Genomic DNA, 26,848 nt, shown 5'->3' with positions numbered 1-26,848 from the left:
AGCGACAGCGCTCTATATAATTCTTACTTCTTATAGAAGAATGGTTTTCCGATAGTTTCTACTAGACTCGGTGCGAGTGCGTAAAGTCTGCTCGTTAAGCCAGTGATTTTCGGTAAGTTTATTTCACGTCTAGGTCGCTCGATTGTGTCCATGACGGCAGAGACCACTGTATCGACTGAGAGTAGCTGGCTGCCCATTGCTTGTTTGTAGCCGCCGGTGACGTCCGCGAGTTCGATGAATGGCGTGTCGATTGGTCCTGGATGGATGACGGATACGTCGATGTTATACGGTGCGACTTCCATGCGTACGGCGTTCGTGTAGCCGATCAGTGCATGCTTCGTTGCGGCGTAGACTGATGTTTTCGGCGTGGCTACTTTCCCTGCCTGTGAGCCTATATAAAGTAAGTGCCCGTGCTTACGCTTGATCATTGCAGGTACTACGCGAGCAGTCAGTTGCATCGGTACACGGACATTTGTCTCTAGCATTGCCTGCGTGTCTTCATCCGTTGTCTCGTATGCCAAGTGGAACTTCCCTACTCCAGCTGAGAAAACGACAAGGTCAGGGGTTTCGATAGAAGATAATAACCAGTCGAGTTGCTTCGTATCGCGCAGATCGGCACAGTATCCTTCTACGCCAAGCGTACGCAGTTCTTCTAACGCTTTCGCATTACGTCCTGTGGCGATGACGCGGTAGTTCTTCAACACCGACAAACGCTTGGCAAGTTCGAACCCAATACCACTCGTTGCACCCGTGATCAGTACCGTTTTAGATGCGGACATAGTGATGAACCCCTACAGAGTCGGTTGTTTCCGAAATGAATTCATTGGCTACTAAATAATCCAATTGTCCGATCGTTTCAGACAGTGTCAATCCGAGTTCTTTCTCATAAACGGCTGGGAATAATAACTTAGTTACGTCATAGACTGTCTTCGATTCGTCTAGCATCGCGAGCACTTTCATTGCACGGTCATGTTGCTTCGCTAGGCGTTCCGTAATGAGTTCATGGGCGTTCATAATCTCGCCACCATGTCCACCGTAGACGAGTGATACCGGCAAATCCAACAAACGTTTCAGAGATGCATTATATTGTAGCAACGACTTCGGACGTCCTTGCTCTTTTTTTAATGGAGGCTCAATTAATGGATTTGATGACACTTTCTCAAGCAATAAGTCCCCACCGATAAGAATACCTTGCTGCTCATTGAACAACGATAAATGACTTTGCGCGTGGCCGAGTGACTCTTGGATTTTCCAACCTGGATGCCCTGGCAAATCATCGCCTTCATTCATGATTCGGTCAACGGGACGATCGCCCATCATGTCGACCGATCGGCGGAAACGTTGAAGCCATTTCGAATACTCATCCGGCACGCCTTCTTCTAGTAAAGACTGTTCGTAAAAGCGGTCGTGGCGATCGAGAAATTCTGCGTCACGTGATAACCAGTAGTTTAAGTATGGGTGACCTAGAATTTCCGCGCGGTCGAACTGCTCTACCAGACCGCAGTGATCGGGATGGTGATGCGTGACGAATACTTGCTCTATATCATGAAACGTATAGCCCATTTCCTTTAATTTCATCTGCAATACTTCACGTGCTTCAGGTGTTTTCGTAGCCGCGTCCACGAGCGTCAGCGTGTCGCCTTTTAATAAAAAGCAGTTCACATCACCAACCGCAAATGGCGTCGGTGTAATAATTTTCGTAATCATAAAACTTCCCCCTCATAAATGAATGACTGTTCAGTCTATTGTACCCTTTATTTTCATGAGCGTCACGTCTAGTTCACTCATTTACAGAAAGTATTTTCCTGCAAAATGAAACCATTTCCCCGATTCTACGTATGGTATACTACAAGAAATCGCATGATTTGCAAATATCATGTCGAGTTGGAGGGATCACTATGGGATTTTTTAATATGTTCAAAAACCAATTCATCGAAGTAATCGAATGGCAAGCGCAAGACGCCAATACATTAGTCTATCAGTTCCCAGTTCATAATAATGAAATTAAAATGGGAGCAGAACTAACCGTCAGAGAATCACAAGTGGCAATTTTCGTCAATGAAGGCGAAATCGCAGACGTTTTCGGACCCGGCCGCCACATTCTCTACACGCAGAATATGCCCGTCCTCACCAAGTTAAAGTCATGGAAATACGGCTTTGATTCGCCATTTAAAGCAGAAGTGTATTTCATTAATACAAAGCAGTTTATCAATCAAAAATGGGGAACGGCGAACCCGATCATGATGCGCGATCCTGATTTTGGCATGATTCGTCTTCGTGGGTACGGAATTTATTCGTATCGCGTGGCAGAGCCTACTGTTTTCCTACGTGAACTATTTGGAACGAATAGCTCTTATGATACGAATGCAGTCGAAGGACAGTTGAAGAAAATGATTATTTCAGGTTTGTCTGATCTATTCGCGGAGTCGCAAATACCAGCGCTCGACCTGTCGATGCATTACGACGAATTAAGTGATAAAGGTAAAGAGAAAATGATGTCTCGTTTCGCAGCATTTGGATTCGAAATCACGTCACTTTATATCGAAAATCTGTCATTGCCTAAAGAAGTCGAAGAAGCGATGGATAAACGCACGTCGATGGGTGTGCTTGGTAATATGCAACAATACCAGCAATATCAAGCTGCGGAAGCTATGCGTGACGCGGCACAAAATGAAGGCGGCATGGCAGGTGCAGGTGTCGGTATGGGCGCTGGAATGGGCATGGGTCAAGTGATGGCCAATGCGATGAATCAGAACCAAACACAGCAGCCCCAAGCACAAGCTGCAACGAAATCATGCCCGCATTGTCAAGCAACAATCAATGCAGATGCGAAGTTCTGCGGTCAGTGCGGAAAGTCTGTCGAAACCGATAAAGTACCGTGTATTAAGTGCGAGACTATGATTCCGAAAGATGCAAAGTTTTGTAGCGTTTGCGGTACATCTCAAGTCGCGGAGAAAATTTGTCCTGCCTGCTCACACGCCAATCTGCCAGGTGCGAAATTCTGCGCAGAATGCGGTGAGACGTTAGACGTAAAGTGAGGGATGTTCGTTGACTTCATTTGATGAACAAAACACTGTCGTAGAAGATACGCAAAATATCAAATGTCCTTCCTGTGGCGGAAATACGGAATACGATCCCGAAACACTTGGCTTGAAATGTCCATTTTGCGGTCATGAAATGCCGATCGAAGCAACGTTCGACCACCACGTAGAATTGGATTTCAATGAAGCAGGAAATAATCTACAACATCTATGGAATGAAGAGAAACGTGTTTTCTCTTGTGGCAACTGTGGAGCGGAATCCGTACTCGACGCACATGTCGTCGCGGATTTCTGTTCGTTTTGTGGTTCCTCCCATATTACAGTGACCGATCAGGACGCGGGGATCCAGCCTGGATTATTGATTCCATTCCAAGTCTCAAATGAACAAGCCCAAGCGAAGTTCAAAGAATGGATCAAAGGGCATTTTTTCGCACCCAATACACTAAAGAAAACTTATCGACTCAATAAAATCTCTGGCGCTTACTTACCATACTGGACGTATGATAGCCAAACCTCTTCACAATATGTCGTGCGTGTCGGAAATTACTATTATGTTACTGAAACTCGGACGGTGTATGAAGACGGCAAAGCAAGACAAGTGACCGAGCAAGTGAGGAAAATCCGCTGGCATCAAGAAAGCGGCAATTATCGCGAGTTTTTCGATGATATTCTCATTAAAGCATCTCACACCGTCGAACCGAAATTATTGCAGAAAGTACAACCTTTTCAATTGACAAGTTTGACGGATTATAAAGTAGAATACATGTCGGGATTCCTCGCTGAGCGTTATTCCGTTTCATTGCAACAGGGATTCTCTAAAGCGAAAGACATCATGACACGAGGAATCGTTAACGGTATCGAACGCTCCGTTGCAGGTGATATCGTGGAAGTAGCTAGTCTTTCAACCGACTACAAAGACATCACGTACAAGCATATATTATTGCCGATCTGGATTTCTTCATTTCATTTCAAGGAGAAAATTTATCAATTCATTGTCAATGGACAAACCGGAAAAGTATCGGGCAATTATCCACTGAGCGCGATGAAGATCACTTCGCTCGTCATCTCCATTCTGATTGTTATATTCATCGTCTACTTATTCATTGACAGTTAAGGGCGGTTTGACTTTTCAGTTTGTACATGACATAATCATAAAAATAGTATGGAACGGGCAATGAGGAAGATTAGTAAAGGGTGGATGGATTTAAGAGAGCATGGCCAAGGCTGCGAGCCATGTATCCCACTCCCCTTCGAACCTCCTTCCGAGCTGTTGTGGAAACACGACCGTATCTTCTGCGATAAAGAAGACGTGAAGTGTGCTGTCGGAAACAGCAAATTTAGGTGGCACCGCGGAAACCGAGCGTTTTCGTCCTGAACTATGGGACGAGAGCGCTTTTTTATTTTGGGAAGGATGTTGGAAATGGAGAAAATTTTATTTGTAGGAGCCGGACAGATGGCTGAAGCTATTATTGCGGGAATCGTAAATAAACGAGTACTATATGAAGAAAACGTCTATGTTATGAACCGTTCAGACAAAGATCGTTTAGATGAACTCGAGTCACGTTACGGCATTACAAAAGTGTGCGAAGACCGGGATTTCATTAAGAATGTGGACTTGGTCGTTCTCGCGACAAAGCCTAAAGACGTAGAGAAAGTTATGCAGGATATCGCCCCGTATCTCGGAGAAGACACGACGGTCCTTTCGGTCATTGCTGGCATTTCCATCGAGACATTTGAAAACGGCCTTGGCAAACGTCCGATTGCGCGCTCGATGCCGAACACGTCCGCTACTATAGGAAAAGCGGCAAGCGGTATCGCATTCAATAAAGCAGTGTCAGATAAAATGCAACAATCCATTTTGAGCTTGTTAAATGCAATCGGCATCGTTAAAGTCGTCGAAGAAGATGATCTGCATGCAGTCACAGCCCTTTCCGGCAGCGGCCCGGCATATATTTATTACCTCGTCGAAGCGATGGAAGAAGCAGCGGTAGCCCAAGGTTTAGATGCAGCGGATGCTAGGGAGCTCATTGTTCAAACCATTTACGGAGCGGCATCCATGTTGCAAAAGACTGGTGAAGAACCAAGTGTGTTGCGGACAAATGTGACGAGTCCTGGCGGTACGACCGCAGCAGGTCTGCGTTCTTTAGAAGACCATAACTTTAAGACAATTATTTCGGACTGCTTGATCAGTGCAGAAAATCGATCACGTCAACTTGGTTCTGGGAAATAATAGTAGATGAAGACGCTTGCGGGATAGGATATTCCGTTAAGCGTCTTTTTCTATGAGCGGAATTTTGGGTGCTATGAGCGGAATTGAAGCTGCATAGAGCATTCGCGACGGCTAATAGAGCGCCCGCGAGGCTTGATAGAGCAGTCAAGCGGCCTCATAGAGCGGTAACGCGGAAACATTGAGCGCTGGACCAATCAAACCCTCGCCCTCAAAACGAATAAAAAAGCGCCATCGCAAAAAGTCTCATGCAAGACGACTTCTTGGATAGCACTTTAATTTTTCACTAACTTCGTTAATTCGCCATGTTTCCACTGATAACGCGCAAAATCATCCGCAATGGAAGTAGCCTCGAACACTTCAGTACCTTCCGCAATGAATGCGGGCATTTCACTTGGCATAAAACGTGCGCTAATATGGTTGGCAATTAAATTCTTAACGTTTGCTTCTTTCGCGACAGTCGCCGCTTCCACAATAGTTGAATGACCGAATTCTTTCGCGCCTTCAGCGTATTCATCGGTGAATGTTGCTTCGTGAATGAGGATATCTGCGTCTTGTGCCAGTTCAACGGAAGCCGCGCAATACGACGTATCCCCAATGACTGTAATAACAAAGCCTTTTTTCTTCTCTGTCGTGACGTCTTTGCTGTAAACAACCTGCCCATTGTCGAGCTCAACATCAAGGCCGTCTTTCAATCGCTGTAACAACGGACCTTTCGGAACACCTTGTTCAATCGCTTTGTCGATCAACAATGTACCCGGCAACTCTTTTTGTTCAATACGAAAGCCAAAACTTTGGATGACATGCTGGACTTCTTTCGCGTAAACCTTGAATTCATCCGTTTCAAGAATCATGCCGTCATGAATTTCATGAACGTTCAGCTTGTAAGGCAAGTATGTACCCGTCACTTTATAGGTATGTTGCAACCATTCTTTCAAGCCTGCTGGCCCATACAGATCAACGGGATCACCGCCGCCTAAAAATGCGCGCGAACTGAGAAAACCAGGTAATCCGAAAATATGGTCACCATGTAAATGCGTAATGAAGATTTTTGTGATTTTCTTTGGCTTGATCGCACTGTGCAATAATTGATGTTGCGTCGCTTCTCCACAGTCAAACAGCCAATTTTCCTTGTTCTCATCTGTCAGGTCGAGAACGAGTGCAGATGTATTGCGTTGCTTTGAAGGCATTCCTGCGCCTGTCCCCAAAAATTCTATGTCCACATTCATTCCCTCCTTCCTAATTCTTCGTAAATCCTTTTTTAATAATACCATCTCCGAAACGTTGCGTCAGGCTCGACATGAGCTGATCCATTTCATATTCCTTTTCCTGTTGTTCATAATTATCGAACGTCAGTTGTTTGACCATTTCGGAACGTTCAATGACGTTGGCCGCCGTTATGCCAAGCAATCGAATTGGCTCATCATTCCAGTGTTGCCGAAACAATTGCAGTGCCACTTTCGTAATATCTTCTTCAAGATAGACAGCTTGCTGAAGCGTTCTGCTCCTCGTCGTGTTCTGCCAATCGGCGTAGCGGATTTGGATACTGATCGTCATGCCTGCCAAAAGTTTCGTTTCCAATCGTGCGGCCACTTTTTTCGCCAAACGTTCGAATATGGGCACGCATTCTTCAAACTCAGTCAAATCAATTGGCAGTGTCGTGGAGCTGCCGATACTTTTGCGTTCTTCCGCGCTTTCTGGATCAACTGGCCGCGTATCGATACCGTTTGCACGTTGTTTCAAGCGCAGCCCATTTTTTCCGAGTAATGCTTCTAACGTGATTTTTTCAGCAGTAGCCAAATCACCCAACGTCTTGATACCCGCACTATGCAATTTCTCTTCCGTCCGCTTGCCGATTCCATGCATCTCTATAACGGGCAATGGCCAAAGTTTTTTCTGTACTTCACGTTTGCGTAAAATTGTAATTCCCATCGGCTTCTTCATGTCAGAAGCAGTCTTTGCTAAAAATTTATTCGGTGCAATGCCAATTGAGCATGGCAAATCGAGTTCTGCTAAAATACGCAACTGGATTTCCCGGGCCAAATCATAGGCACGTGTCAATCCACCAATCTCCGTCGTATCGATATACGCTTCATCGATGGAAACAGGTTCCACCCATTCTGTATAACTTCGGAGGATTTCAAAAACGGAATCAGACATCTGCCGGTATAATTCATGACGTGGTGGAATAATCGTTAAATTTGGACAGAGGCGTTTAGCTTCTCCAACAGTCATCGTCGTGTAAACACCGAATGCCCTTGCCTCATATGAACATGTCACGAGAATTCCTCTGCGTTCTTTCGGGTTACCGGCGACCGCAAGTGGAATTCCTTTCAGCTTAGGATTCGCAGCCTGTTCAACAGAGGCAAAGAAGCTGTTCATATCAAGATGCATAATGACACGTGGATTAGCGATAGTCAGATCCGTCATGTAAACACCTTTCTTTCCTGGGAAATATTTATGTAATAGGAAAAAGCGGCAAACCGACTTCAGTCTGCCACTCCTCCATTTTAACAAATGTATGTTCTTTTTGCCTACTAATTTGATTGATGCTGTTCCTTCATATAGCTAGAGATTTCATCCATTCCATGAAGTGTGTCCGCCATAATATTCGGATCAATGACAGTTACGACGCGATCTTCCAAATTCGCTACAGTCACGAAGTAAGGTGTTTTTGAATAGGCTTTTAACGCGGTAGAAGTTAACCGGTCCTCTGGCAATTCCAAGATCTCTCTTGCGTCTAGCACTAATAAACCAACTTCAAGCTGATCCGTTTTCACGACAACTACATGGGATTCGATATCCCGTGGTGTCGCTTGATGATATAGGATTTGACTTAAATCGAGAATAGGCACCAGTTCACCACGCGATTTCATCAGTCCAAGTAAATACGGGGGAAGATGAGGAATCGGTGTGACGTATTCCAGTTTCTCGATGGAAATCACCGATTCTACCGGCAGTGCATATTCTTCATTGCCTGTCCGTACTATCACAGTTTGCATAGTTGCACCTTCTTTCAAGGCTCTTGGTTGAGATTATTACGCCGTGTGAATTGCATTACCGACAATTTCAAGCAATAATTCAGTCAGCTTCTCCAACTCTTTCACCGGCATGCGTTCATTTTTCGTATGAATCTCTTCATAACCGACAGACAATGTGACAGTTGGAACACCCATACCGTTGAACACATTGCCATCACTTCCGCCTCCACTTGTCATAATTTTAGGTTCACGACCGATATTGCGGATGGATTTCATCGCTACTTGCACGACTTCTTCGTCATCCCCGATCGAGAAACCAGGATACATGAGTTGTGTTTCAGTTTCCGCTTTACCACCTAACGATTCAGAAGTCGAAGCAAACTTCTCGACCATTAAGTCGATTTGTTGCTTCATTTTATCAGGATTGATCGAGCGAACTTCAGACAGGATGAAAGCTTCTTCACAAACGATATTCGTAGCTTTCCCGCCTTCAAAACGACCGATATTCGCTGTCGTCTCTTCATCGATTCTACCTAGTTTCATGCCCGCAATGGATTTAGCTGCAAGTGAAATAGCAGAAATCCCTTTTTCAGGCGCCACACCAGCGTGAGCTGTCTTACCGTAAATCGTCGTCCATAATTTCGACTGATAAGGAGCAGCCGTAACAATGCCGCCTACTTCTCCGTCGCTATCGACCGCAAAGCCGTATTTCGCCTTCAAATAGTCAGGACTCATCGCTTTCGCTCCGACTAATCCACTCTCTTCACCAGCAGTGATAATGAACTGGATTGGGCCATGAGGCTTTTCTGACTCTTGGATGACTTTCGCCATTTCCAGAAGAGCGGCAATCCCAGCTTTATCGTCAGCACCCAAAATCGTTGTGCCGTCACTGTAGACATAGCCATCTTCTTTGACGATTGGCTGAATAGATTGTCCTGGAACGACTGTATCCATATGACATGTGAAGAAAATCGGATCCGCGTCAGTCACTGTACCCGGCAAGTTGGCAATTAAATTACCTGCACCGTGTCCTGTCTTTTCCGCTGTATCATCTTCGGTCACGTCAAAGCCTAATTCCTGCAATTTCTTCGTCAGAATGTCTGCAATATTTCGTTCGTTTTTAGTTTCAGAATCAATTTTTACTAACTCCAAAAATTCTTGAAGTAATCGTTGTGTATTCAAGATGTAAGACTCCTTTATTTATAGTGGAATGTTGCCGTGCTTTTTCTTCGGACGATCTTCGTGCTTATTGCGCATCATTTCAAGTCCTTGAAGCAATTTGATACGAGTTTCGCGTGGATCAATTACATCGTCGATCATGCCGTGTGAAGCCGCAACATATGGATTTGCAAATTTTTCACGGTATTCTTCGATTTTCGCAGCACGCGTTGCTTCCGGATCTTCACTCTTTGCGATATCACGTGCGAAAATGATGTTCGCTGCACCTTCAGCACCCATTACAGCTACTTCTGCGTTCGGCCAAGCGAAGACTAAGTCCGCACCGATTGATTTAGAATTCAGCGCAACATATGCGCCACCAAAAGCTTTACGCAAGATTAATGTGATTTTTGGTACTGTCGCTTCTGAATATGCATATAGAATCTTCGCCCCGTGACGAATGATTCCCCCGTGCTCTTGTTTTATACCCGGGAAGAAGCCTGTCACGTCTTCAAAAGTGATCAATGGAATATTGAATGAGTCACATGTACGGATGAAACGTGCGATTTTATCAGAAGAGTTAATGTCTAGTCCGCCTGCCATTACTTTTGGCTGGTTACAAACAAATCCTACTGTTTCACCTTTCATACGTGCATAGCCGACTACTGCGTTCTTTGCGAATTCAGGCTGAATTTCAAAGAATGACCCTTCATCCACTACTTGCTCCAATACTCTACGCACGTCATATGGACGGATCGTTTCATAAGGTACGACATCCGCCAAATCTTCACGATAATCATCCTGCTCTTCGAATGGCTGAATCGGCGTCTTTTCTGTATTGTTCTGTGGTAGATATGTTAATAATTCACGTGTTTTTTCCAGTACTTCTTCTTCACTTGCTCCACGAAGATGCGCGTTACCACTGATCGTGTTGTGGACTTTTGCTCCACCTAGGTCTTCAGAAGTGATTTTCTCACCTGTTACTGTTTCGATAACTTTTGGTCCCGTAATAAACATTTGGCTTGTTTTATCCGTCATAATTACGAAGTCCGTGATCGCCGGTGAATACACCGCGCCACCCGCACATGGCCCAAGAATTACAGAAATTTGTGGAATAACTCCAGAATAAATCGCATTACGATAGAATATTTCACCGTAGCCGTCAAGAGATAGAACACCTTCTTGAATACGTGCGCCACCTGAGTCGTTCAATCCAATGAATGGAGCACCGTTTTTCGCTGCCAAATCCATAACATTGGCAATTTTCATTGCGTGCATTTCTCCAAGTGCGCCACCGAATACCGTGAAGTCTTGGGAGAATAAATAAATAGGACGACCGTGGACTTTACCGTAACCCGTTACGACACCGTCGCCAGGGCCTTCTAGTTTGTCCATACCGAAATCGCGTGTGCGGTGCACAACAAATGGATTCAATTCGACAAATGTACCTTCGTCAAGTAGTAATTCAATCCGTTCACGAGCAGTCAGTTTCCCCTTTTCGTGCTGCTTCAGAATTCGATCATCACCGCCGCCTAGCTCAATTTCACGTTTCTTGTCGTACAGTTCATTAATTTTATCGTAAATATTCATCTATTATTCCCCCTTAGTCTTTTCACATAATTCATACAGAACGCCATAAGATGATTTCGGATGCAAGAATGCAACTTCTGCTCCGCCAGCACCTGGTTTGGGTTCAGTTGAAAGTAGTTGAACGCCTTTTTCTTCCAATTCCTTCATTCTTGAACGAATATCTGTCACTCCGAATGCGATATGGTGAACCCCTTCACCGCGTTTTTCTATAAACTTCGCAATCGGGCTTGTCTCTGTCATCGGTTCAAGCAACTCAATCTTGACATTATTCGAATCAATGAACGCCACTTTAACACCTTGGCTAGCCACTTCTTCGATCGCTAAAACTGTCAATCCGAGTGTATCTATGTAATATGGTAATGTTTCCTCAATACTTTTCACAGCAATCCCAATATGATCTACCTTGTTCATAAGACATTCCCCTTTTACTACGTATCTAGTATGTGTACATAGAACAGCCATTCTAGTTGTGAAAATCCTTATTTCTGTTAAAATAGAGACAAACCTATTCCAATGCGTAAGGAGTTTTGCTGCATGAGTAATAAAAAAATTCAAAAAACAGTTGTCTACTTGATGATTGCTGCCATGATCGCGTCTACTATGTTCATGGGTCTCAGCATGTTCTTCTAATAATTAAGGGCAGTTCGCATACTACTGTATGCGAACTGCTTTTTTTTAACTAAAGCGGAATGCGCCGATCTTCTGAATTGCTTTAAGCACCCGAGCGTCCGTTAAGACTAGACGGCGCATTCCGCTTTTGTTTCATCTAGCTACATGCGCCAGTCTCTCGGATCGCTTCGGTCCTGATTCAAAAGGCAAGTTCGGCCTTTTGCTTCAGGCCCTCCAGCGTCTGTCGAGACTAGACGGCGCATTCCGCTTTTGTTTGTTACAGTTCTTCGCAGTGCTCTTCAAACTGTTCTTGAAGATTCACAACAACAGACATTGGATCATGTCCTTCGATTTCGAAACGTCCTACTTCGCCGATCAATTTGCCGTCTTTTAGAAGAGCAAATGATGGAGAGGATGGGATGTGGTCTTCGCCGAAGTGCATGCGTGCTTGTGCAGTTGCTTCTTTGTCTTGTCCAGCAAATACCGTCACCAAGTGGTCAGGGCGCTTGTCGTAGTGTACTGCGTGTGCAGCTGCTGGGCGAGCGATTCCGCCGGCACATCCACATACCGAGTTCACCATTACTAACGTCGTACCTGGTTGCTTGAATGCTTCCTCCACGTCCTCAGGTGTTTGCAATTGCTTGTAGCCGCTAGCCTCCATTTCGGATCTCGCTTGGCTAGTCATATCGTTCATGTAAAAATCAAAGTTCATAGTCATTTTACAATATCTCCTCTCTTGGTATATATATTTGTGATAGCGCGTTCAGTTCCGCTACGGAGCTTCCCTAATCATAATTAGCTATCCTCTTTAATCATAGCATATTTACGCAAGAATCAAGAAGAAAACAATCGATCAATTGCCCCTGTCACTGTTAGATGTCCATCTAGCAATTCTTCTTCGAGTACCTTCACCTGCGATTTACGGCCTTGCTCTGAAAAGAATGAGTCAATCAAGTGATCACGAATCATCGCATGGAACCAATCACGTGTCTGGTGTTGACGTCTTGTATCCCAATGATTCTTATCTTTCATTTCTTGTTCGAACTCCAAAATGGTTTCCCATACCGCTTCCAAGCCTGTTTTTTCTATAGAAGACACCGGTTGCACTTTCGATGTCCATTCAGGAGAAGCCGGTTGGAGCATGTGCATGATCCGTGTATATTCGCGTACTGTCTTTTTGACGAGCGGTTTATTCGCGCCGTCATTCTTATGCACGACGACACCGTCTGTCAGCTCCATGATTCCTTTTTTCATTCCTTGCAGTTCATCACCCGCACCAGTCAGCACGAGCAACATGAAATAATCGACCATGCCTCGGACAATCGTTTCGCCTTGCCCGACTCCGACCGTTTCAATCAAAATCACGTCATACCCCGCCGCTTCGCAAAGCAACATCGTTTCGCGTGACTTCTTATGCACGCCGCCAAGCGTCCCAGCTGACGGAGAAGGACGGATAAACGCGTTTTTATGCCGCGCCAACTCCTCCATACGAGTCTTGTCACCTAAGATACTTCCGCCAGTCAACGTAGAACTCGGATCAATCGCGAGTACCGCCACTTTATGTCCCATATCCGCCAGCATCAAACCGAACGCCTCGATAAATGTACTTTTCCCTGCACCCGGTACACCCGTAATCCCAATTCGAATACAGTTGCCCGTATTTGGCAGAAGGCTAGTCAACACTTCCTGACCAACCTCTTTATCACTCGGTTTCGTACTTTCGAGCAATGTAATACCGCGTGCCAAATAAAGACGTGAGCCATTTTCTATTTCCTGCTTCAATACATCCAAATTTTTATGAGATGGATCTTTCTTAACAAAGCGTTTACGGGAAGAGGCAACAAATCCATCGTGAGTGGATTTAATTCCGCGCATCACATGCATTGCTGATTCATCTCGTCCGTTTTGTTTTTCTGTCAATCCGTCACTTCCTCGTAGCCGAGCTGTCGGTAAATCTCCTCAATGACTTTTTGAGCCGCCACTGGAATAACCGTACCTGGGCCAAAGATTGCCGCTGCACCATTCTTGCGCAAGAAATCATAATCCTGTGCCGGAATAACGCCACCTACAACGACTAAAATGTCTTCACGATTGATTTTCTTCAGTTCTTCACGCAATGTCGGAACCAATGTTTTATGACCTGCCGCAAGTGAACTTACACCGATCACGTGCACATCGTTTTCCGCTGCCTGTAGAGCTGTTTCTTCAGGTGTTTGGAATAAAGGTCCGATATCGACATCAAATCCTAAGTCAGCAAACGAAGACGCAATTACTTTCGCTCCGCGGTCATGTCCGTCTTGACCCATTTTCGCTACTAAAATACGTGGACGACGCCCTTCATTTTCAAGGAACTCATCGGTCATATCTTTTACTTCTTGGATTTCCTCTTCATTCGAGAAGTTCGCGCTATACACACCACTCACTGAACGGATCACCGCCTTATGTCTACCGGATACGGATTCAATTGCATCCGAGATTTCACCGATTGTTGCACGCGCTCTTGCTGCGTCTACTGCCAATGCAAGTAAGTTCCCTTCGCCGCTCTTAGCCGCTTCCGTGATGGCTGTAAGCGTTGCTTGAACTACTTTTTCATCCCGCTTGTCTTTCATATCGTTAATGCGGTCAATTTGCTTCTGGCGTACCATCGTATTATCGATATCGAGAATATCAATCGCATCTTCCGTATCGAGACGATATTTATTCATACCGACAATCGTTTCCGCTTTGGAATCAATTTTCGCTTGGCGCTTCGCCGCAGCTTCTTCAATTTTCATTTTCGGCAAGCCGGTTTCAATTGCTTCTGCCATGCCACCGAGCGACTCGATTTCTCCAATTAATTCCCATGCTTTCTCCATTAACTCTTCCGTTAACTTCTCCACATAGTACGAACCGCCCCAAGGATCGATTACTTTCGTCATCATCGTCTCTTCTTGTAAGAACAACTGCGTGTTCCGTGCAATACGAGCCGAGAAATCTGTCGGCAATGCGATTGCTTCATCCAATGCGTTCGTGTGCAATGACTGCGTGTGACCCATAGAGGATGCGTTAGCTTCGACCAATGTACGTGTTACGTTGTTGAATGGATCTTGCTCCGTCAAACTCCAGCCCGACGTTTGAGAATGCGTACGTAATGCAAGTGTCTTCGGATTTTTCGGTTCAAATGACTGCATCATCTGCGCCCAAATTTTCCGTGCCGCTCTCATTTTTGCTATTTCCATATAATAGTTCATACCGATTGCCCAGAAGAATGACAAACGTGGTGCGAATGAATCGATATCTATTCCCGCCTTTAAGCCAGTACGAACATATTCCAAGCCGTCTGCAAGTGTATACGCCAGCTCGATATCCGCTGTCGCTCCCGCTTCTTGCATATGGTAACCCGAGATCGAAATCGAGTTAAATTTCGGCATGTTTTCAGATGTATACGAGAAAATATCCGCAATGATCCGCATCGACATAGCCGGTGGGAAGATGTACGTATTACGTACCATATACTCTTTTAGAATATCATTTTGGATAGTACCCGAAAGCTTTTCAGGCGCCACTCCCGACTCTTCAGCTGCCACAATATAGAACGCCATGATCGGCAAAACCGCACCGTTCATCGTCATTGATACCGACATTTGATCAAGTGGAATACCTGCGAATAAAATCTTCATATCTTCAATAGAATCAATGGCAACTCCCGCTTTACCTACGTCACCCGTTACACGAGGATGATCGGAGTCATACCCTCGGTGAGTCGCAAGGTCAAACGCAACAGAAAGTCCCTTTTGCCCCATCGCCAAGTTCCGACGGTAAAACGCGTTACTTTCTTCCGCTGTAGAGAAACCAGCATACTGACGAACCGTCCAAGGACGTGCCACGTACATCGTCGGATACGGTCCGCGTGTGTTCGGTGCAATACCTGGGAAGTCTTTCAAATGCTCAGTGTTTTCAATGTCCTTTGCTGTATAGACAGGCGCTACATTGATTCCTTCATTCGTTAAAAAATTCTCTTTTGACGAAGTTTGCTGTGAGAGTTCATTGAGTGATTGCTCTATATTAACTTTACGGAAATCAGGTTTACTCAACGGAACGGCCTCCTTTTGTTTGCATAATAATAGAATTCAATTTTTCGATCTTGTCTTGTCCTGCAAAAATGAAACCATTCAGTCCATTTGCAAGCCACTGATCTGCTGTTTCTGCTGGATATTTCCCTGCTGTATCAATTGGACAATTCCCTTTATACGAAGCGAGGAAGTTCGTTACCGCTTCTTCTGTGTCCGCAGCGGACGCACAAATTACCGCATAATCCGGCTGTTGTTCTTCGATCCAACTGAGCGCTTGTTCGTTCGTCTCGAAAGAAGGGCTCCACGTCGCTTCGATCCCGCCAACTGCCAAAAATCCGCTGACGAAATCTGCGCGTGGTTTATAATCTTTCAACGCGCCAAAGTTTAGTAAGACCGTTTTCGGTAATTCTTCTTTCTGTTTAGAACGTATATTTTCAAATGGCACTGCCAATCGTTTGGAAACTGTTACGGTAGATTCGTTTGCATAATTTACATCCGTCAATTCTGCATAGACATTCGTACCGATCAACGTCTTCTTACCTGTCGCCATTTCTTTCTGACGCTGCGCGTAAAGCTTGCTTAATTCACCAGACTGCAAGAACGCTTGATAACCGCCATTCTCTTCAATCTCTAAGAACTTCGCCCATGATTTACGAATTAATTCTGTCGTCAACGACTCGATATAGTATGAACCGCCTGCAGGATCAAGAACTTGATCGATATGTGTCTCTTCCTTCAGAATCAACTGAATATTGCGTGCGTAACGATTCGAACTTGGAGACGTACCTGTCAATACGTCGTGTGGCAATACCGTCAACCAATCTGCGCCGCCTAAAATAGCCGCGAATGCAGAGTTGCCGCCACGTAATAAGTTTACATATGGATCGAGCTTCGAGTAGGAGCGCAGTGAAGTAATACCAAGTAAAGGTACTTGTTTGGCATTTTCCACTCCATAGGCTTCATTAAATAACTTCCACAACACCCGGAATGCACGGAACTTTGCGATTTCCATGAAAAAATGTGTATCCGAAGCAAATCGTGCATAGAAGTCGTTTGTAAATTCTTCAAATGAAGAAGCTTCATCCGCTAGTTCAGCTGCGAGTGATAGTGATAACGCAAGTTCAGTGACCGCGTCTGCACCTTCGTGATGCGCTGTCCATAAATCGGCACCTTTCGTACGAACTCCTGGGAATCCTTCAGGTAGTACCGGGACTGCACTAATGCATATTCCAGTAACGTCTTGACGCTTCGATTCTTCTATATATGTGAAGGCTTGCAAGATTGGATCATCGCTTTGCACTTCGGTGAATAAAATCGGATATTGCGTGATCAACTCTGCTACTTGTTTGATGTCCTGCTCCGTCCAGACTAAAGATTTTAGTCCGTTGTAAGCAATGGCTTCATTGCCGCGTGCCAATGATTCCTTCATCTGTTGCACAAACTGTTCCCCATTTGTTGCACTTACAGGTTGTGCGATCGTCCAGCCAAATGCAGGCTTGGTTACGCGTGAGACCTCTAATTGATCGAGGTCCTCTTTTGTGTAAAGTGGATTGAGTTCAATGCCCTCGATTGTTTTTGTGTATAACGATTCAAAAGGCTTCCCTTTCAGTGATAGAACAGCCGCTTCTTTCCATTCGGTAAAGTTTGGGGCTGTGAATGTAAATGTTTTCATATTATGTATAGGCATAATGGTGCTCCTTCCCCTTTTTTAAACCATCAATAATTCTAGTGTACCGTAGTGTCGGTTATGAAGGAAGAGGAAAATCAGAAGTTTCCGTCTAATTTTTCATAACCATACAAATTTATGACATTTTATGCATGGGATAGTCGGCAGAGTTTTGGGGTAGGGATTGGCACTTCGGAGGGGACGCTTACCTAGAGGACTCGCGCTCCAATCCTTGTCAATGTAAGTGGATGATGTTTTCGTTATGCATTAAAATAAGTGTTGTAATGAAATTTTAACTTCTGTACTTGAACTTAAATAAGTCCAGACTAACATTAGTTCGCACACTAGCTACAGTAAGTGATATAAGTGCCTCCACTATCCCTTCATACACACAAACTTACTCCCCCCTGTTTTTTTTCAAAACTAATCTTTTATTACTAAACAAAAAAAACAACCCCCAAACCAAGTTTGGAGGTCGCTACTTATTAATATACTGAAGTCTTATCTTTCGCCATGCCTTCCAACAACTCTTTCACACGCGCTAGGAAACGTCCGCAAACGAGGCCGTCTAGCACACGGTGATCAAGTGACAGACACAGATTCACCATATCACGCGCAGCCATCATGCCATTGTCCATAATAACTGGACGCTTGACGATCGACTCCACCTGCAAAATAGCAGCTTGCGGATAATTGATAATCCCCATCGACTGGACAGAACCGAATGAGCCCGTATTGTTGACAGTGAACGTGCCACCTTGCATTTCCGTCGATTTCAGCTTACCATTACGTACTTTTCCTGCCAGCTCGTGAATTTCACGACCGATTCCTTTGATCGTCTTTTCATCGGTTTCTTTGATGACTGGAACGAATAACGCATCGTCCGTTGCCACCGCAATCGAGATGTTGATATCCTTTTTCATGACGATCGAATCGCCCGCCCACATCGAGTTCATTTCCGGATATTCTTTCAAAGCTTGTGAAATAGCTTTGATGAAAAATGCGAAGTACGTCAAATTGAAGCCTTCTTTTTCTTTGAATTCCTTCTTTATACTATCACGCAATAAGACGAGTTCTGTGACATCCACTTCTATCATCATCCATGCATGTGGCGCTTCGGTTACGGAACGAACCATATTATTCGCAATCGCGCGGCGTACACTCGTTACCGGAATAGCGATATCTCCGTTTTCAAGCTTAACGTTCGACGAAGCTGGTTGTTCAGTTACCTTTTTATCGGACGATGCAACTTCTTGTAGCGGCTCTTCTTGAGCAGGAGTCTCTTGTGGCGCTACTTGTAAGTCTGCCCCGCCGTTTTCAATAAACGCCAGAATATCTTTTCGCGTAATGCGTCCTTCACGACCCGTACCACTTACTTGAGACAAATTAATACCGTTTTCCTGAGACAACTTTAATACAGCTGGAGAATATCTACCCGCTGATTTACCGCCAGTCGCAGGTTGTGCAGGCTTCGCTTTTGGCGCTTGCTGTACGGGCTTCTCAGCCGGTTTTTCAACTGGAGCTTCTACTTCAGGTGCCGAGACACGCACTGGCTCGTTTGAAGCACCTTCAATTTCAATTAAACAAACCGTTTCACCCACTTCAATCGTGTCGCCTTCTTTTGCGATGATTTCCGTGATGGTGCCTGTGAATGAAGAAGGTACTTCCGCTGTAACTTTATCAGTCGTTACTTCTGCAAGTGAATCATATTTAGCTACCTTATCACCGGGAGCGACGAGCCATTTTTCAATGGTTCCTTCTGTAACACTTTCACCCAGTTTCGGCATAGTAATTTTTTCAATGCCCATTTCGTTACGCCTCCTTAGTTAAAATTCCGCTAAATCCCTTGCTGCCTTTTCGACCTTTTCAGGATTCATCATAAAGAACTTTTCCATAGAAGGGGCATATGGCATCGCAGGTACATCAGGTCCTGCTAGTCGTTTGATTGGCGCATCCAATTCAAATAAACAATTTTCTGCAATGATAGCGGAAACTTCACTCATGATGCTGCCTTCTAGGTTGTCTTCTGTCACTAATAGCACTTTACCAGTTTTTGAAGCCGCTTCGATAATACTTTCTTTATCTAATGGATACACCGTACGCAAGTCGAGAATGTGAACAGAGATCCCGTCTTCAGCCAATCGTTCTGCAGCTTGTAGTGCAAAATGAACGCACAGACCATACGTAATAATCGTGAGATCATCACCTTCACGCTTCACATCCGCTTTACCGATCTCCAATACATAATCATCGTCCGGTACTTCCCCTTTAATCAGGCGATACGCTCGCTTATGTTCAAAGAACAATACGGGATCTTCATCGCGTACTGCTGCTTTTAGCAAGCCTTTTGCGTCGTAAGGTGTGGATGGGATGACAATTTTCAAGCCAGGTGTCGAAGCAAACATCGATTCGACAGACTGCGAGTGATAAAGAGCGCCGTGAACACCTCCACCGAATGGAGCACGAATCACGATTGGACACGTGAAATCATTATTCGAACGATAACGAATCTTCGCGGCTTCTGAGACGATTTGATTGACCGCCGGCATGATGAAATCAGCAAACTGCATTTCTGCGATTGGACGCATACCGTACATCGCAGCCCCAATCGCCACACCTGCAATTGCAGACTCAGCTAATGGCGTATCTAGCGAACGGTATTCGCCGAACTGATCGTATAGACCAGTTGTTGCCTTGAACACGCCGCCTTTACGTCCGACGTCTTCACCAAGAACGAATACTTGATCATCGCGTTCCATTTCTTCTCTCATTGCCATGTTGATCGCATCTATAAATGAACGATTGGCCATTATGCTTCGCCTCCCTTTTCTTCATAGACATGGCGCAGTGCATGTTCAGGCTTCGCATATTCCGCCTGTTCCGCATACTCTGTCGCTTCATCGACCTGTTGTTTCACACGTTCTTCAATCTCCTCAAACTTCTCTTCCGTCAAAACATTTACTTCTTGCAAATATTGAATGAATGACAATAACGGATCGTTTTTCTTTTCGTCTTCCAACTCTTCTGCATCACGGTATTGACGTTGATCATCATCAGAAGAGTGCGCCGTCAATCGATAACATACCGCTTCAACCAACGTTGGCCCGTCACCGTTTCTAGCTCGATCCGCAGCCTCTTTCACCACTTCATACACTGTCAACGGATCGCGTCCGTCTACTGTATAGCCCGGCATACCGTAACCAATCGCACGGTCAGAGACATTTTCACACGCTATTTGTTTTTCTATAGGTACAGAGATTGCATATTTATTATTTTCCACCATAATTACAGTCGGTAATTTATGCACACCCGCAAAGTTCATGCCTTCATGGAAATCTCCTTGATTGGAAGAACCTTCTCCAAGCGTCACGAACGTGATGAAATCTTGTTTATTCATTTTCGCGGCTAATGCTACGCCGACAGCATGTGGTAATTGTGTTGTAACAGGTGAAGATCCTGTCAAGATACGATTCTTGCGTTGGCCAAAGTGACCTGGCATCTGCCGTCCGCCGGAGTTCGGATCTTCTGCTTTGGCAAAAGCCGATAACATCAATTCTTTCGGCGTCATGCCGAAATGCAAGACAACTCCCATATCGCGGTAATACGGTGCGATCCAATCTTTTTCGTTATTGAGAGCGAATGAAGCCCCTACTTGCGCAGCTTCCTGTCCTTGACAAGAAATGACGAATGGAATTTTCCCCGCGCGATTCAGTAACCACATTCTCTCATCTAAACGACGTGCCATCAGCATCGTCTCGTACATCTGTAACACATCTTCATCTGTCAAACCCAATTCAATATGCCGATTACTCATTCCACTTCCTCCTTTACATGTGAATGGCTAGCCCTTCAACTGCTAATGCCGCTTCACTGAACGCTTCTGATAATGTCGGGTGCGGATGGACAGCCGAGGATATTTCCCAAGGAATTGCATTCATCACCATCGCCAAGCCCGCTTCAGAAATTAGATCCGTTACATGCGAACCCATCATATGGACACCGATAATATCATCTGTCTGCTCGTCCACAATAATTTTGACGAAACCATCTGCATGACCGTTAACCAATGCTTTGCCGTTTGCTTTGAACGGGAACTTGCCGATTTTTACATCGAACCCTTGATCTTTCGCTTGTTGCTCCGTCAAGCCAACTGCCGCCGTTTCAGGATACGAATAAACACAGCGTGGTACCAGATCATAATTCATCGGATCTAGTCGTTTTCCAGCAATATGTTCGATTGCGTGCAATCCTTCGTGTTCTGCCACATGTGCCAGTTGAAGTCCACCAATCACGTCACCGATTGCATATATATGGTCATCTTTTGTTTGATAATGTGTATTCGTTTGAATCGAGCCCTTATCGACTTGAATATCTGTGTTTTGCAAACCAATATCTTGGATAACTGGAGCGCGTCCAACAGACACCATCATTTTCTCACTCGTGATAGATTGCTCTTCATCACCAAGTTTATAGGAAATCGTCACGTCACTATCATTTTTCTGCAATGAATCTGTTAAAATCTCTGCACCTAAAATGAATTTCACACCACGCTTTTTGAGCGCTTTATGCATAGCAACCGCAACTTCTTTATCCTCTGTCGCTAGTATCTCGTCAAGACGATCGAGCACCGTTACATCCACACCGAAATCCACTAGCATAGACGCCCATTCAATACCGATGACGCCCCCGCCGATGATCGTAATTGAAGATGGAAGCGCATTCATTAATAAAGCTCCGTCGGATGTCATTACGGATTTCTCGTCCACTTCGAGTCCTGGTAATGATCTTGGTTTCGATCCAGTTGCAATTATGAGGTTTTTAAGAATTAAAATCTCATTCTCTTCACCGTCGTCCATTTCCACGGAAATAGTTCCAGGCATTGGAGAGAAAATAGAAGCCCCTAGTATTCTACCCGTTCCGTGATAGACATCGATCTTTCCTTTTTTCATTAAGCCTTCAATTCCTGCATGCAATTGATCAACGATTTTACCTTTACGTTTTTGTACTTGTGAGAAGTCCAGTGAAACGTCACCAGTATTCACGCCAAATTCATTCGCCTCTTCACGTGTCACGCGATAGACTTCCGCACTTTTCAGCATCGCTTTACTCGGAATACACCCGCTGTGCAAACACGTACCGCCGAGCTTGGATTTTTCTACAATGGCTGTTGTCAAACCTAGTTGAGCCGCGCGAATGGCCGCAACATATCCGCCAGTTCCCCCGCCTAAAATTACTACATCATATTCTTTACTCAACGCAAAGGACTCCTTTCGCTTACAGCATTCACATAAAAATGAACAGGCGAGTGAAGCGGTGGGCAGGTATCTCCCGCCTACCGCTATGACTCTTACTGTAACTTACTTATTTGATATAATACTTTTTTCACTGCGCAAGAATGTGCTTCTTGTTGCACCAACTCTTGCAATTCTCTCTTCTGCCAAACGATCAGCAGCCTGATAGGATGGAATACCGTCGCGTTTAGAGATAGCAAAAATCTTTAAGATTGTGTCGTAAATTCCTTCTACACGCTTTAGTGCCCGAGCTTTATTGTAGCCGATCAATTCGTCCGCTACGTTGATCACGCCGCCTGAGTTGATAACGTAATCTGGAGCATAGACGATCCCCATTTCATGCAAGCGATCACCGTGCTCTGGCTCTTTCAATTGGTTATTGGCAGAACCTGCAACTACTTTTACTTTCAGTTGTGGAATCGTTTCGTCATTGATGACTGCACCGAGAGCACATGGAGCAAAAATATCAGCTTCTTGTGAATAAATATCGTCCGGCGCAACAGCTGTTGCACCAAATGCGTCTACTGCACGCTGTATTGCTGCTTCATTGATGTCCGTAACGATTAACTTCGCGCCTTCAGCATGCAAGTACTCACACATTGTGTAAGCTACGTTTCCAACGCCTTGAACTGCGATCGTCTTGCCTTCAAGTGAATCATCGCCAAATGCTTCTTTCGCAGCGGCTTTCATTCCTTTGTAGATACCGAGTGCAGTAACGGGGGATGGATTTCCTGAAGTACCTTCTCCTGAAGAGATACCTGTAACAAAATTTGTTTCCAAGTAGATCATGTCCATATCGTATTCAGTTGTCCCTACGTCTTCTGCTGTAATATATCGTCCGTTTAGACCTTCTATGTAACGACCCAATGCACGGAAAAGCTCATCGTTTTTATCTGTTTTAGGATCTCCAATAATAACTGTCTTTCCACCACCAAGGTTCAAACCAGCCGCAGCGTTCTTGTACGTCATGCCTTTAGCTAAACGCAATGCATCTTCAATAGCTGCGTCTTCGCTTGCATATGTCCACATGCGTGCGCCACCAAGTGCTGGTCCAAGCGTCGTATCGTGAATCGCGATTACTGCTTTCAATCCGGATGTCTTGTCGTAACAAAGTACCAGTTGCTCATAGTCGTGATCTTCCATGTACGTAAATAATTCCATCAATATCCCTCCAGGCTAGTAAAAGACTTTAAAGATTCGTGCGTATGGTACTGATTCTAAATTTCTTGTGGCGAGAATGCAACTCTGACACATTTTGGACATCATTCTCACGGGGTGTTTATAAACCATCTACCTATATCGTACATGATGGCAGAGTCCTTGACAATCTATGACCACACGGTAAAATTAAATAAGTAAGGGGTTGAATCATATGGTGCGTCTTGCTGCGTTTATTGTGCTGTTAATTCCAGGGATTGCAGCGGCTCTGGGAATAAAACTAATGCGTGATTCCTTGTTCGGCCATTTATTTTCGCCATTCCCATTCATTTGGATGCAATTTTTAGGCGGATTCATACTATTTGCCGCGGGTCTTGGATTTTTTGCAGGCTTCTTATTGCGCCGCGATCGTAGAAGTGGACGAGCAGCTGACAGATTTAAAAAGGACTTGAAATAAAAGGACCAAGGTACAGCAGTTACCTTGGCCCTTTTATTTTTTTGCGGACACGTTTAGGATAATCTGTAATCCAACCCGTTACTTCAGGTGTCTCGGATAAAAACGATTCCGTCCCCGTTATTCCATACATCCGCAACGTCTTTCCACTTTCAATCAAGTGACTTTTATACGGGTCTTTCCATAATCGCTTATGAAAATGAAATGCATCGACATCATACGAAGCAAGATTCTGCCAGTCGACCGATTTTTTTCGGAGTAATAAAGCAGTCTCCACGATACGATCCAGCTCTTTTACTAAACGCACTGTTTCATAATCGAAGGATGAAAGATGTACGGCTGATAACGGTTCTACGTAATGAAGTATTTGTTCTAGTACAGCAGCTTGCCCGTACACCGTTTCCTTTAATTCGACATTTAGTGCTAAGTTATGCTCCGCACAGAAAGAAACCACATCAAATAACGCAGGGATGGAATGGCCAAACATTCGGCGATATCCGCTTTTGCCAATTTTGATGTGTTGCAGTTCCTGCGATGTCAATTGATCAATGCGCTGGTCAATCCCAGCAAGACGCAATAACTCATTATCGTGAATAACGACCAGTTGTCCGTCCTTCGTCTGTTGAACATCCAATTCAATTCCATCCGCACCTTTTTGTACGGCTCCCCAAAATGCACGCATCGTATTTTCAAAATAATTTCCAGAAGCACCGCGGTGGGCAAAAATTTGACTGTCAGACATTCAATACTCCTTCGCTCGTTAATTCGAAAACGCCTTTCGTTATACGATTCAACATACTAACTTTACCACCTATTACTATCTGCACGCCCGGATGTGCCTCGCGTGTGATTTCTATTTTAGGTGTGCTAGCTACTTGCACGAGCTGCAACTTATTTTTAACTGTTTGATCGAGCGACATAATTTGTTGTTGCTTTGCTTGCAAGGTCTTTTCTAGCATGTCAAACTGGCCTTCCGGAAGACTTGCTTTGATACTTGACATTTTATCAAGCGTCAGCCGGATTTTCTTCAGTTCTTCGTGCTCAGTTTTTAGCTTTTCTGCCAATTGTTGAATTTCTTCGAGCTCCAGTTCTTTATTAACCCCTTTGACAATCAGTTTCGTCAAACGCTCAGAGTTATTTCCGACCGTTGCACATTCGATAGAAAATAGTGCCTCCGCAAGACCACCGATGATGCGGCCTTTATGTTTATCGACACAAATATGGTTCCCGTATAGTTCAGAGCCAAGTGAATAGAGACCGACATTGACTTGCTCTCCATAGATTTTACAATTATTCGCATGTTTCACGAATACGTTTTTCTTTGCCTTGATAATCGTTTCTCCTCCACCGAACACGCCGCCTTTAATATAGACATCGCCCTCTTCAGAATAGATTTCCTTGGCGTTTGTCACGCCTTCTTTTCCTTCGATGGAAATATCCCCTGTCGCATTGACAGAAAAGCCAGCTGAGACCGTTCCCATTACACGCACAGATCCGTCAAATGTAATTGAACCCGTTTTGGTACCTACATCATCCGGAATGATTAGTTGCTTACCGACACTGATTGCACCGTTCAGTTCTTCCAAGGCACCGCCATGTAAAGCACGCAAGACGATCTTTCCGTCTTCTTCAAACTCTCCGACCGATTTACGGTCATAGACCAATTTAATGTCCTCGCCTTTTTTAGCCGCTATCGGTTCACCAAAAACGTTATGACCTTCAAATCCTTCTTTAGCAGGCGTCTTTTCCCCTAACCATTCATCTTTCGCAATCGATGTCACGAAGTTCAGTTCATAGTGATCGACAGAACCGTCCTCACGAAGATTCGGTTTACGGTCCGGCATCGCGATATACTCGACTTGTGCGCTCTCCCCTTTAACGGGTTCTTTGCCTACTGCAATAACCATCGGATTACTTGGTAGATACGCCAAGCCAAGCAGACTCTCTTTGTCATAGTTTACTTCTTTTTGGTCAAGCAATTCTTCAGCTTGTTTCAAAAATTGTTCCTTATCTTTAAGAAACTCTTCGTTTGTTGCATGAATATACAGTTCCACCTTCATTTTGCTTGGTGATATATATACTTCACAAGGAGCGGAATACGTGCCGATCTCATGCACGCCCACCGTTTGAAGAGCTTTCATCAGCTCCTTGAATGAGTTCAGTTTCAGCCTAGGAATATCGGCAGCCAGCGCGTCAAATGACTTTAGTGGATATCCCGCTTTTTTGGTGTTCATCATGATAGTATTGTTCACTTCTAGAAGATCAAAGTAATCATTCTCTACTAACAACGAAATCCCTCCCTCTTTATTTACTAGTATAGAAGATACCAGCGCGCTAGAGATAGCACTTTTTGCGTTTAACCCATGTAAATAAGCCATTCCTCACAGCATTCGCTCTTTTTCATTGTGCTATATAAAAATACTGACTTTATTCCTAGATTCGCTTATTGCATAGTTTAGGTCAAGATCAAATACTTAAAAGAGGTGAGTTACTTAGTAAGTACGATGGGATAGAAGCTCCAGCTGGCGGACGCTTTCCCATAGGCTCTCGGTGAGCCAAACAGGTCGCAAGCTCCCTTTTGGTTGTCTCTCCTTTCGAGCTGATCCTGCGGGAAGAGCCGT

Annotated in this window: 25 protein-coding genes; 5 read left to right on the top strand and 20 right to left on the bottom strand. The window is 44.6% G+C overall.

Features of this window, described 5'->3' with window-relative positions:
• Positions 1–23: 23 nt before the first annotated feature.
• Both CSV76_RS07725 and CSV76_RS07720 read right to left on the bottom strand, forming a co-directional pair.
• Positions 24–779 (bottom strand): SDR family NAD(P)-dependent oxidoreductase, encoded by a 756-nt coding sequence (locus tag CSV76_RS07725; protein WP_099625183.1) that lies wholly within the window; start codon positions 777–779, stop codon positions 24–26.
• Entirely contained in the window at positions 766–1,707 is a 942-nt protein-coding gene (locus CSV76_RS07720) for an MBL fold metallo-hydrolase (protein WP_085426135.1), read from the bottom strand. Before CSV76_RS07720 ends, CSV76_RS07725 begins: the two co-directional genes overlap by 14 nt.
• Before the next feature lie 191 nt (positions 1,708–1,898).
• On the opposite strand from CSV76_RS07720, the gene CSV76_RS07715 reads away from it, so the two are divergent.
• Entirely contained in the window at positions 1,899–3,038 is a 1,140-nt protein-coding gene (locus tag CSV76_RS07715) for an SPFH domain-containing protein (RefSeq protein WP_085426134.1), read from the top strand.
• A 10-nt stretch (positions 3,039–3,048) separates the two neighbouring features.
• Positions 3,049–4,155, top strand: a complete 1,107-nt coding sequence (locus CSV76_RS07710; RefSeq protein WP_099625182.1) for a TFIIB-type zinc ribbon-containing protein — start codon at positions 3,049–3,051, stop codon at positions 4,153–4,155.
• Positions 4,156–4,245: 90 nt separating this feature from the next.
• Here CSV76_RS07710 and CSV76_RS17270 read toward each other — a convergent pair whose 3' ends face one another.
• Entirely contained in the window at positions 4,246–4,389 is a 144-nt protein-coding gene (locus CSV76_RS17270) for a hypothetical protein (RefSeq protein ID WP_158232761.1), read from the bottom strand.
• 72 nt (positions 4,390–4,461) lie between these two features.
• On the opposite strand from CSV76_RS17270, the gene proC reads away from it, so the two are divergent.
• Positions 4,462–5,271 carry a pyrroline-5-carboxylate reductase gene (gene proC, locus CSV76_RS07705; protein ID WP_099625315.1) on the top strand — a complete coding sequence of 270 codons (810 nt, stop codon included), beginning with the start codon at positions 4,462–4,464 and terminating at the stop codon, positions 5,269–5,271.
• Between the two features lie 272 nt (positions 5,272–5,543).
• Here proC and rnz read toward each other — a convergent pair whose 3' ends face one another.
• From rnz to mce, 6 genes are all read right to left on the bottom strand, one after another.
• Positions 5,544–6,491 carry a ribonuclease Z gene (rnz, locus tag CSV76_RS07700; RefSeq protein WP_099625181.1) on the bottom strand — a complete coding sequence of 316 codons (948 nt, stop codon included), beginning with the start codon at positions 6,489–6,491 and terminating at the stop codon, positions 5,544–5,546.
• A 16-nt stretch (positions 6,492–6,507) separates the two neighbouring features.
• Positions 6,508–7,698 carry a DNA polymerase IV gene (locus CSV76_RS07695; protein ID WP_085426131.1) on the bottom strand — a complete coding sequence of 397 codons (1,191 nt, stop codon included), beginning with the start codon at positions 7,696–7,698 and terminating at the stop codon, positions 6,508–6,510.
• A 107-nt stretch (positions 7,699–7,805) separates the two neighbouring features.
• Positions 7,806–8,270, bottom strand: coding sequence for a chemotaxis protein CheW (locus CSV76_RS07690; RefSeq protein ID WP_085426130.1), 465 nt, complete (start codon positions 8,268–8,270; stop codon positions 7,806–7,808).
• Between the two features lie 36 nt (positions 8,271–8,306).
• Positions 8,307–9,431, bottom strand: a complete 1,125-nt coding sequence (locus CSV76_RS07685; RefSeq protein WP_099625180.1) for a M20/M25/M40 family metallo-hydrolase — start codon at positions 9,429–9,431, stop codon at positions 8,307–8,309.
• A gap of 18 nt (positions 9,432–9,449) precedes the next feature.
• The gene (locus CSV76_RS07680) at positions 9,450–10,997 is read right to left on the bottom strand and encodes an acyl-CoA carboxylase subunit beta (RefSeq protein WP_085426128.1); all 1,548 of its coding nucleotides are present in this window, start codon (positions 10,995–10,997) and stop codon (positions 9,450–9,452) included.
• A gap of 3 nt (positions 10,998–11,000) precedes the next feature.
• Positions 11,001–11,408 carry a methylmalonyl-CoA epimerase gene (gene mce / locus CSV76_RS07675; protein WP_085426127.1) on the bottom strand — a complete coding sequence of 136 codons (408 nt, stop codon included), beginning with the start codon at positions 11,406–11,408 and terminating at the stop codon, positions 11,001–11,003.
• A gap of 123 nt (positions 11,409–11,531) precedes the next feature.
• Here mce and prli42 point away from each other — a divergent pair, with 123 nt between their 5' ends.
• Positions 11,532–11,627, top strand: a complete 96-nt coding sequence (gene prli42, locus CSV76_RS17265; protein WP_158232612.1) for a stressosome-associated protein Prli42 — start codon at positions 11,532–11,534, stop codon at positions 11,625–11,627.
• 256 nt (positions 11,628–11,883) lie between these two features.
• Here the strand turns inward: prli42 and CSV76_RS07670 are convergent, their stop codons facing one another.
• From CSV76_RS07670 to CSV76_RS07630, 9 genes are all read right to left on the bottom strand, one after another.
• Positions 11,884–12,324: a BrxA/BrxB family bacilliredoxin gene (locus tag CSV76_RS07670; protein ID WP_085426126.1), complete on the bottom strand. Its 441-nt coding sequence runs from the start codon at positions 12,322–12,324 to the stop codon at positions 11,884–11,886.
• Positions 12,325–12,440: 116 nt separating this feature from the next.
• Positions 12,441–13,490, bottom strand: coding sequence for a methylmalonyl Co-A mutase-associated GTPase MeaB (gene meaB, locus CSV76_RS07665; protein ID WP_099625314.1), 1,050 nt, complete (start codon positions 13,488–13,490; stop codon positions 12,441–12,443).
• Between the two features lie 32 nt (positions 13,491–13,522).
• Positions 13,523–15,679: a methylmalonyl-CoA mutase gene (gene scpA, locus CSV76_RS07660; RefSeq protein ID WP_099625179.1), complete on the bottom strand. Its 2,157-nt coding sequence runs from the start codon at positions 15,677–15,679 to the stop codon at positions 13,523–13,525.
• On the bottom strand, positions 15,672–17,330 hold the full coding sequence (locus CSV76_RS07655) for a methylmalonyl-CoA mutase family protein (protein WP_158232760.1): 1,659 nt from the start codon (positions 17,328–17,330) through the stop codon (positions 15,672–15,674). Before CSV76_RS07655 ends, scpA begins: the two co-directional genes overlap by 8 nt.
• A gap of 479 nt (positions 17,331–17,809) precedes the next feature.
• Positions 17,810–19,132, bottom strand: coding sequence for a dihydrolipoamide acetyltransferase family protein (locus tag CSV76_RS07650; protein ID WP_099625177.1), 1,323 nt, complete (start codon positions 19,130–19,132; stop codon positions 17,810–17,812).
• An 18-nt stretch (positions 19,133–19,150) separates the two neighbouring features.
• Positions 19,151–20,134, bottom strand: coding sequence for an alpha-ketoacid dehydrogenase subunit beta (locus tag CSV76_RS07645; protein WP_085426122.1), 984 nt, complete (start codon positions 20,132–20,134; stop codon positions 19,151–19,153).
• Positions 20,134–21,138, bottom strand: a complete 1,005-nt coding sequence (locus CSV76_RS07640) for a thiamine pyrophosphate-dependent dehydrogenase E1 component subunit alpha (protein WP_085426121.1) — start codon at positions 21,136–21,138, stop codon at positions 20,134–20,136. Before CSV76_RS07640 ends, CSV76_RS07645 begins: the two co-directional genes overlap by 1 nt.
• Before the next feature lie 13 nt (positions 21,139–21,151).
• Positions 21,152–22,579, bottom strand: a complete 1,428-nt coding sequence (gene lpdA, locus CSV76_RS07635; RefSeq protein WP_099625176.1) for a dihydrolipoyl dehydrogenase — start codon at positions 22,577–22,579, stop codon at positions 21,152–21,154.
• 102 nt (positions 22,580–22,681) lie between these two features.
• Entirely contained in the window at positions 22,682–23,776 is a 1,095-nt protein-coding gene (locus CSV76_RS07630; protein ID WP_099625175.1) for a Leu/Phe/Val dehydrogenase, read from the bottom strand.
• Positions 23,777–23,987: 211 nt separating this feature from the next.
• Between CSV76_RS07630 and CSV76_RS07625 the strand changes: the two genes are divergently transcribed.
• A complete protein-coding gene (locus tag CSV76_RS07625; RefSeq protein ID WP_085426118.1) occupies positions 23,988–24,230 on the top strand; it encodes a DUF2627 domain-containing protein in 243 nt (80 codons plus the stop codon).
• 19 nt (positions 24,231–24,249) lie between these two features.
• Here the strand turns inward: CSV76_RS07625 and CSV76_RS07620 are convergent, their stop codons facing one another.
• Together CSV76_RS07620 and CSV76_RS07615 are read right to left on the bottom strand one after the other, a co-directional pair.
• Positions 24,250–24,969, bottom strand: coding sequence for a glycerophosphodiester phosphodiesterase (locus CSV76_RS07620; RefSeq protein ID WP_099625174.1), 720 nt, complete (start codon positions 24,967–24,969; stop codon positions 24,250–24,252).
• Complete coding sequence (locus CSV76_RS07615; protein WP_158232759.1) at positions 24,962–26,515, bottom strand: flagellar assembly protein A; 1,554 nt, start codon at positions 26,513–26,515, stop codon at positions 24,962–24,964. Before CSV76_RS07615 ends, CSV76_RS07620 begins: the two co-directional genes overlap by 8 nt.
• Between the last annotated feature and the right edge of the window lie 333 nt (positions 26,516–26,848).

Origin of the sequence: Sporosarcina sp. P17b (genome assembly GCF_002743115.1) — a bacterium.
In the GTDB taxonomy this organism is placed as follows: Bacteria; Bacillota; Bacilli; order Bacillales_A; family Planococcaceae; genus Sporosarcina; species Sporosarcina ureae_C.
Note: the sequence above shows the minus strand (reverse complement) of the source record. Positions and strands in the feature narration are given on the sequence as shown.

Coding starts and splice junctions, on each gene's coding strand:
- CSV76_RS07725 (WP_099625183.1), bottom strand. CDS start 779: ATGTCCGCATCTAAAACGGTACTGATCACGGGTGCAACGAGTGGTATT.
- CSV76_RS07720 (WP_085426135.1), bottom strand. CDS start 1,707: ATGATTACGAAAATTATTACACCGACGCCATTTGCGGTTGGTGATGTG.
- CSV76_RS07715 (WP_085426134.1), top strand. CDS start 1,899: ATGGGATTTTTTAATATGTTCAAAAACCAATTCATCGAAGTAATCGAA.
- proC (WP_099625315.1), top strand. CDS start 4,462: ATGGAGAAAATTTTATTTGTAGGAGCCGGACAGATGGCTGAAGCTATT.
- CSV76_RS07695 (WP_085426131.1), bottom strand. CDS start 7,698: ATGACGGATCTGACTATCGCTAATCCACGTGTCATTATGCATCTTGAT.
- CSV76_RS07690 (WP_085426130.1), bottom strand. CDS start 8,270: ATGCAAACTGTGATAGTACGGACAGGCAATGAAGAATATGCACTGCCG.
- CSV76_RS07680 (WP_085426128.1), bottom strand. CDS start 10,997: ATGAATATTTACGATAAAATTAATGAACTGTACGACAAGAAACGTGAA.
- mce (WP_085426127.1), bottom strand. CDS start 11,408: ATGAACAAGGTAGATCATATTGGGATTGCTGTGAAAAGTATTGAGGAA.
- prli42 (WP_158232612.1), top strand. CDS start 11,532: ATGAGTAATAAAAAAATTCAAAAAACAGTTGTCTACTTGATGATTGCT.
- CSV76_RS07670 (WP_085426126.1), bottom strand. CDS start 12,324: ATGACTATGAACTTTGATTTTTACATGAACGATATGACTAGCCAAGCG.
- meaB (WP_099625314.1), bottom strand. CDS start 13,490: ATGCATGTGATGCGCGGAATTAAATCCACTCACGATGGATTTGTTGCC.
- CSV76_RS07655 (WP_158232760.1), bottom strand. CDS start 17,330: ATGAAAACATTTACATTCACAGCCCCAAACTTTACCGAATGGAAAGAA.
- CSV76_RS07650 (WP_099625177.1), bottom strand. CDS start 19,132: ATGGGCATTGAAAAAATTACTATGCCGAAACTGGGTGAAAGTGTTACA.
- CSV76_RS07645 (WP_085426122.1), bottom strand. CDS start 20,134: ATGGCCAATCGTTCATTTATAGATGCGATCAACATGGCAATGAGAGAA.
- CSV76_RS07640 (WP_085426121.1), bottom strand. CDS start 21,138: ATGAGTAATCGGCATATTGAATTGGGTTTGACAGATGAAGATGTGTTA.
- CSV76_RS07630 (WP_099625175.1), bottom strand. CDS start 23,776: ATGGAATTATTTACGTACATGGAAGATCACGACTATGAGCAACTGGTA.
- CSV76_RS07625 (WP_085426118.1), top strand. CDS start 23,988: ATGGTGCGTCTTGCTGCGTTTATTGTGCTGTTAATTCCAGGGATTGCA.
- CSV76_RS07620 (WP_099625174.1), bottom strand. CDS start 24,969: ATGTCTGACAGTCAAATTTTTGCCCACCGCGGTGCTTCTGGAAATTAT.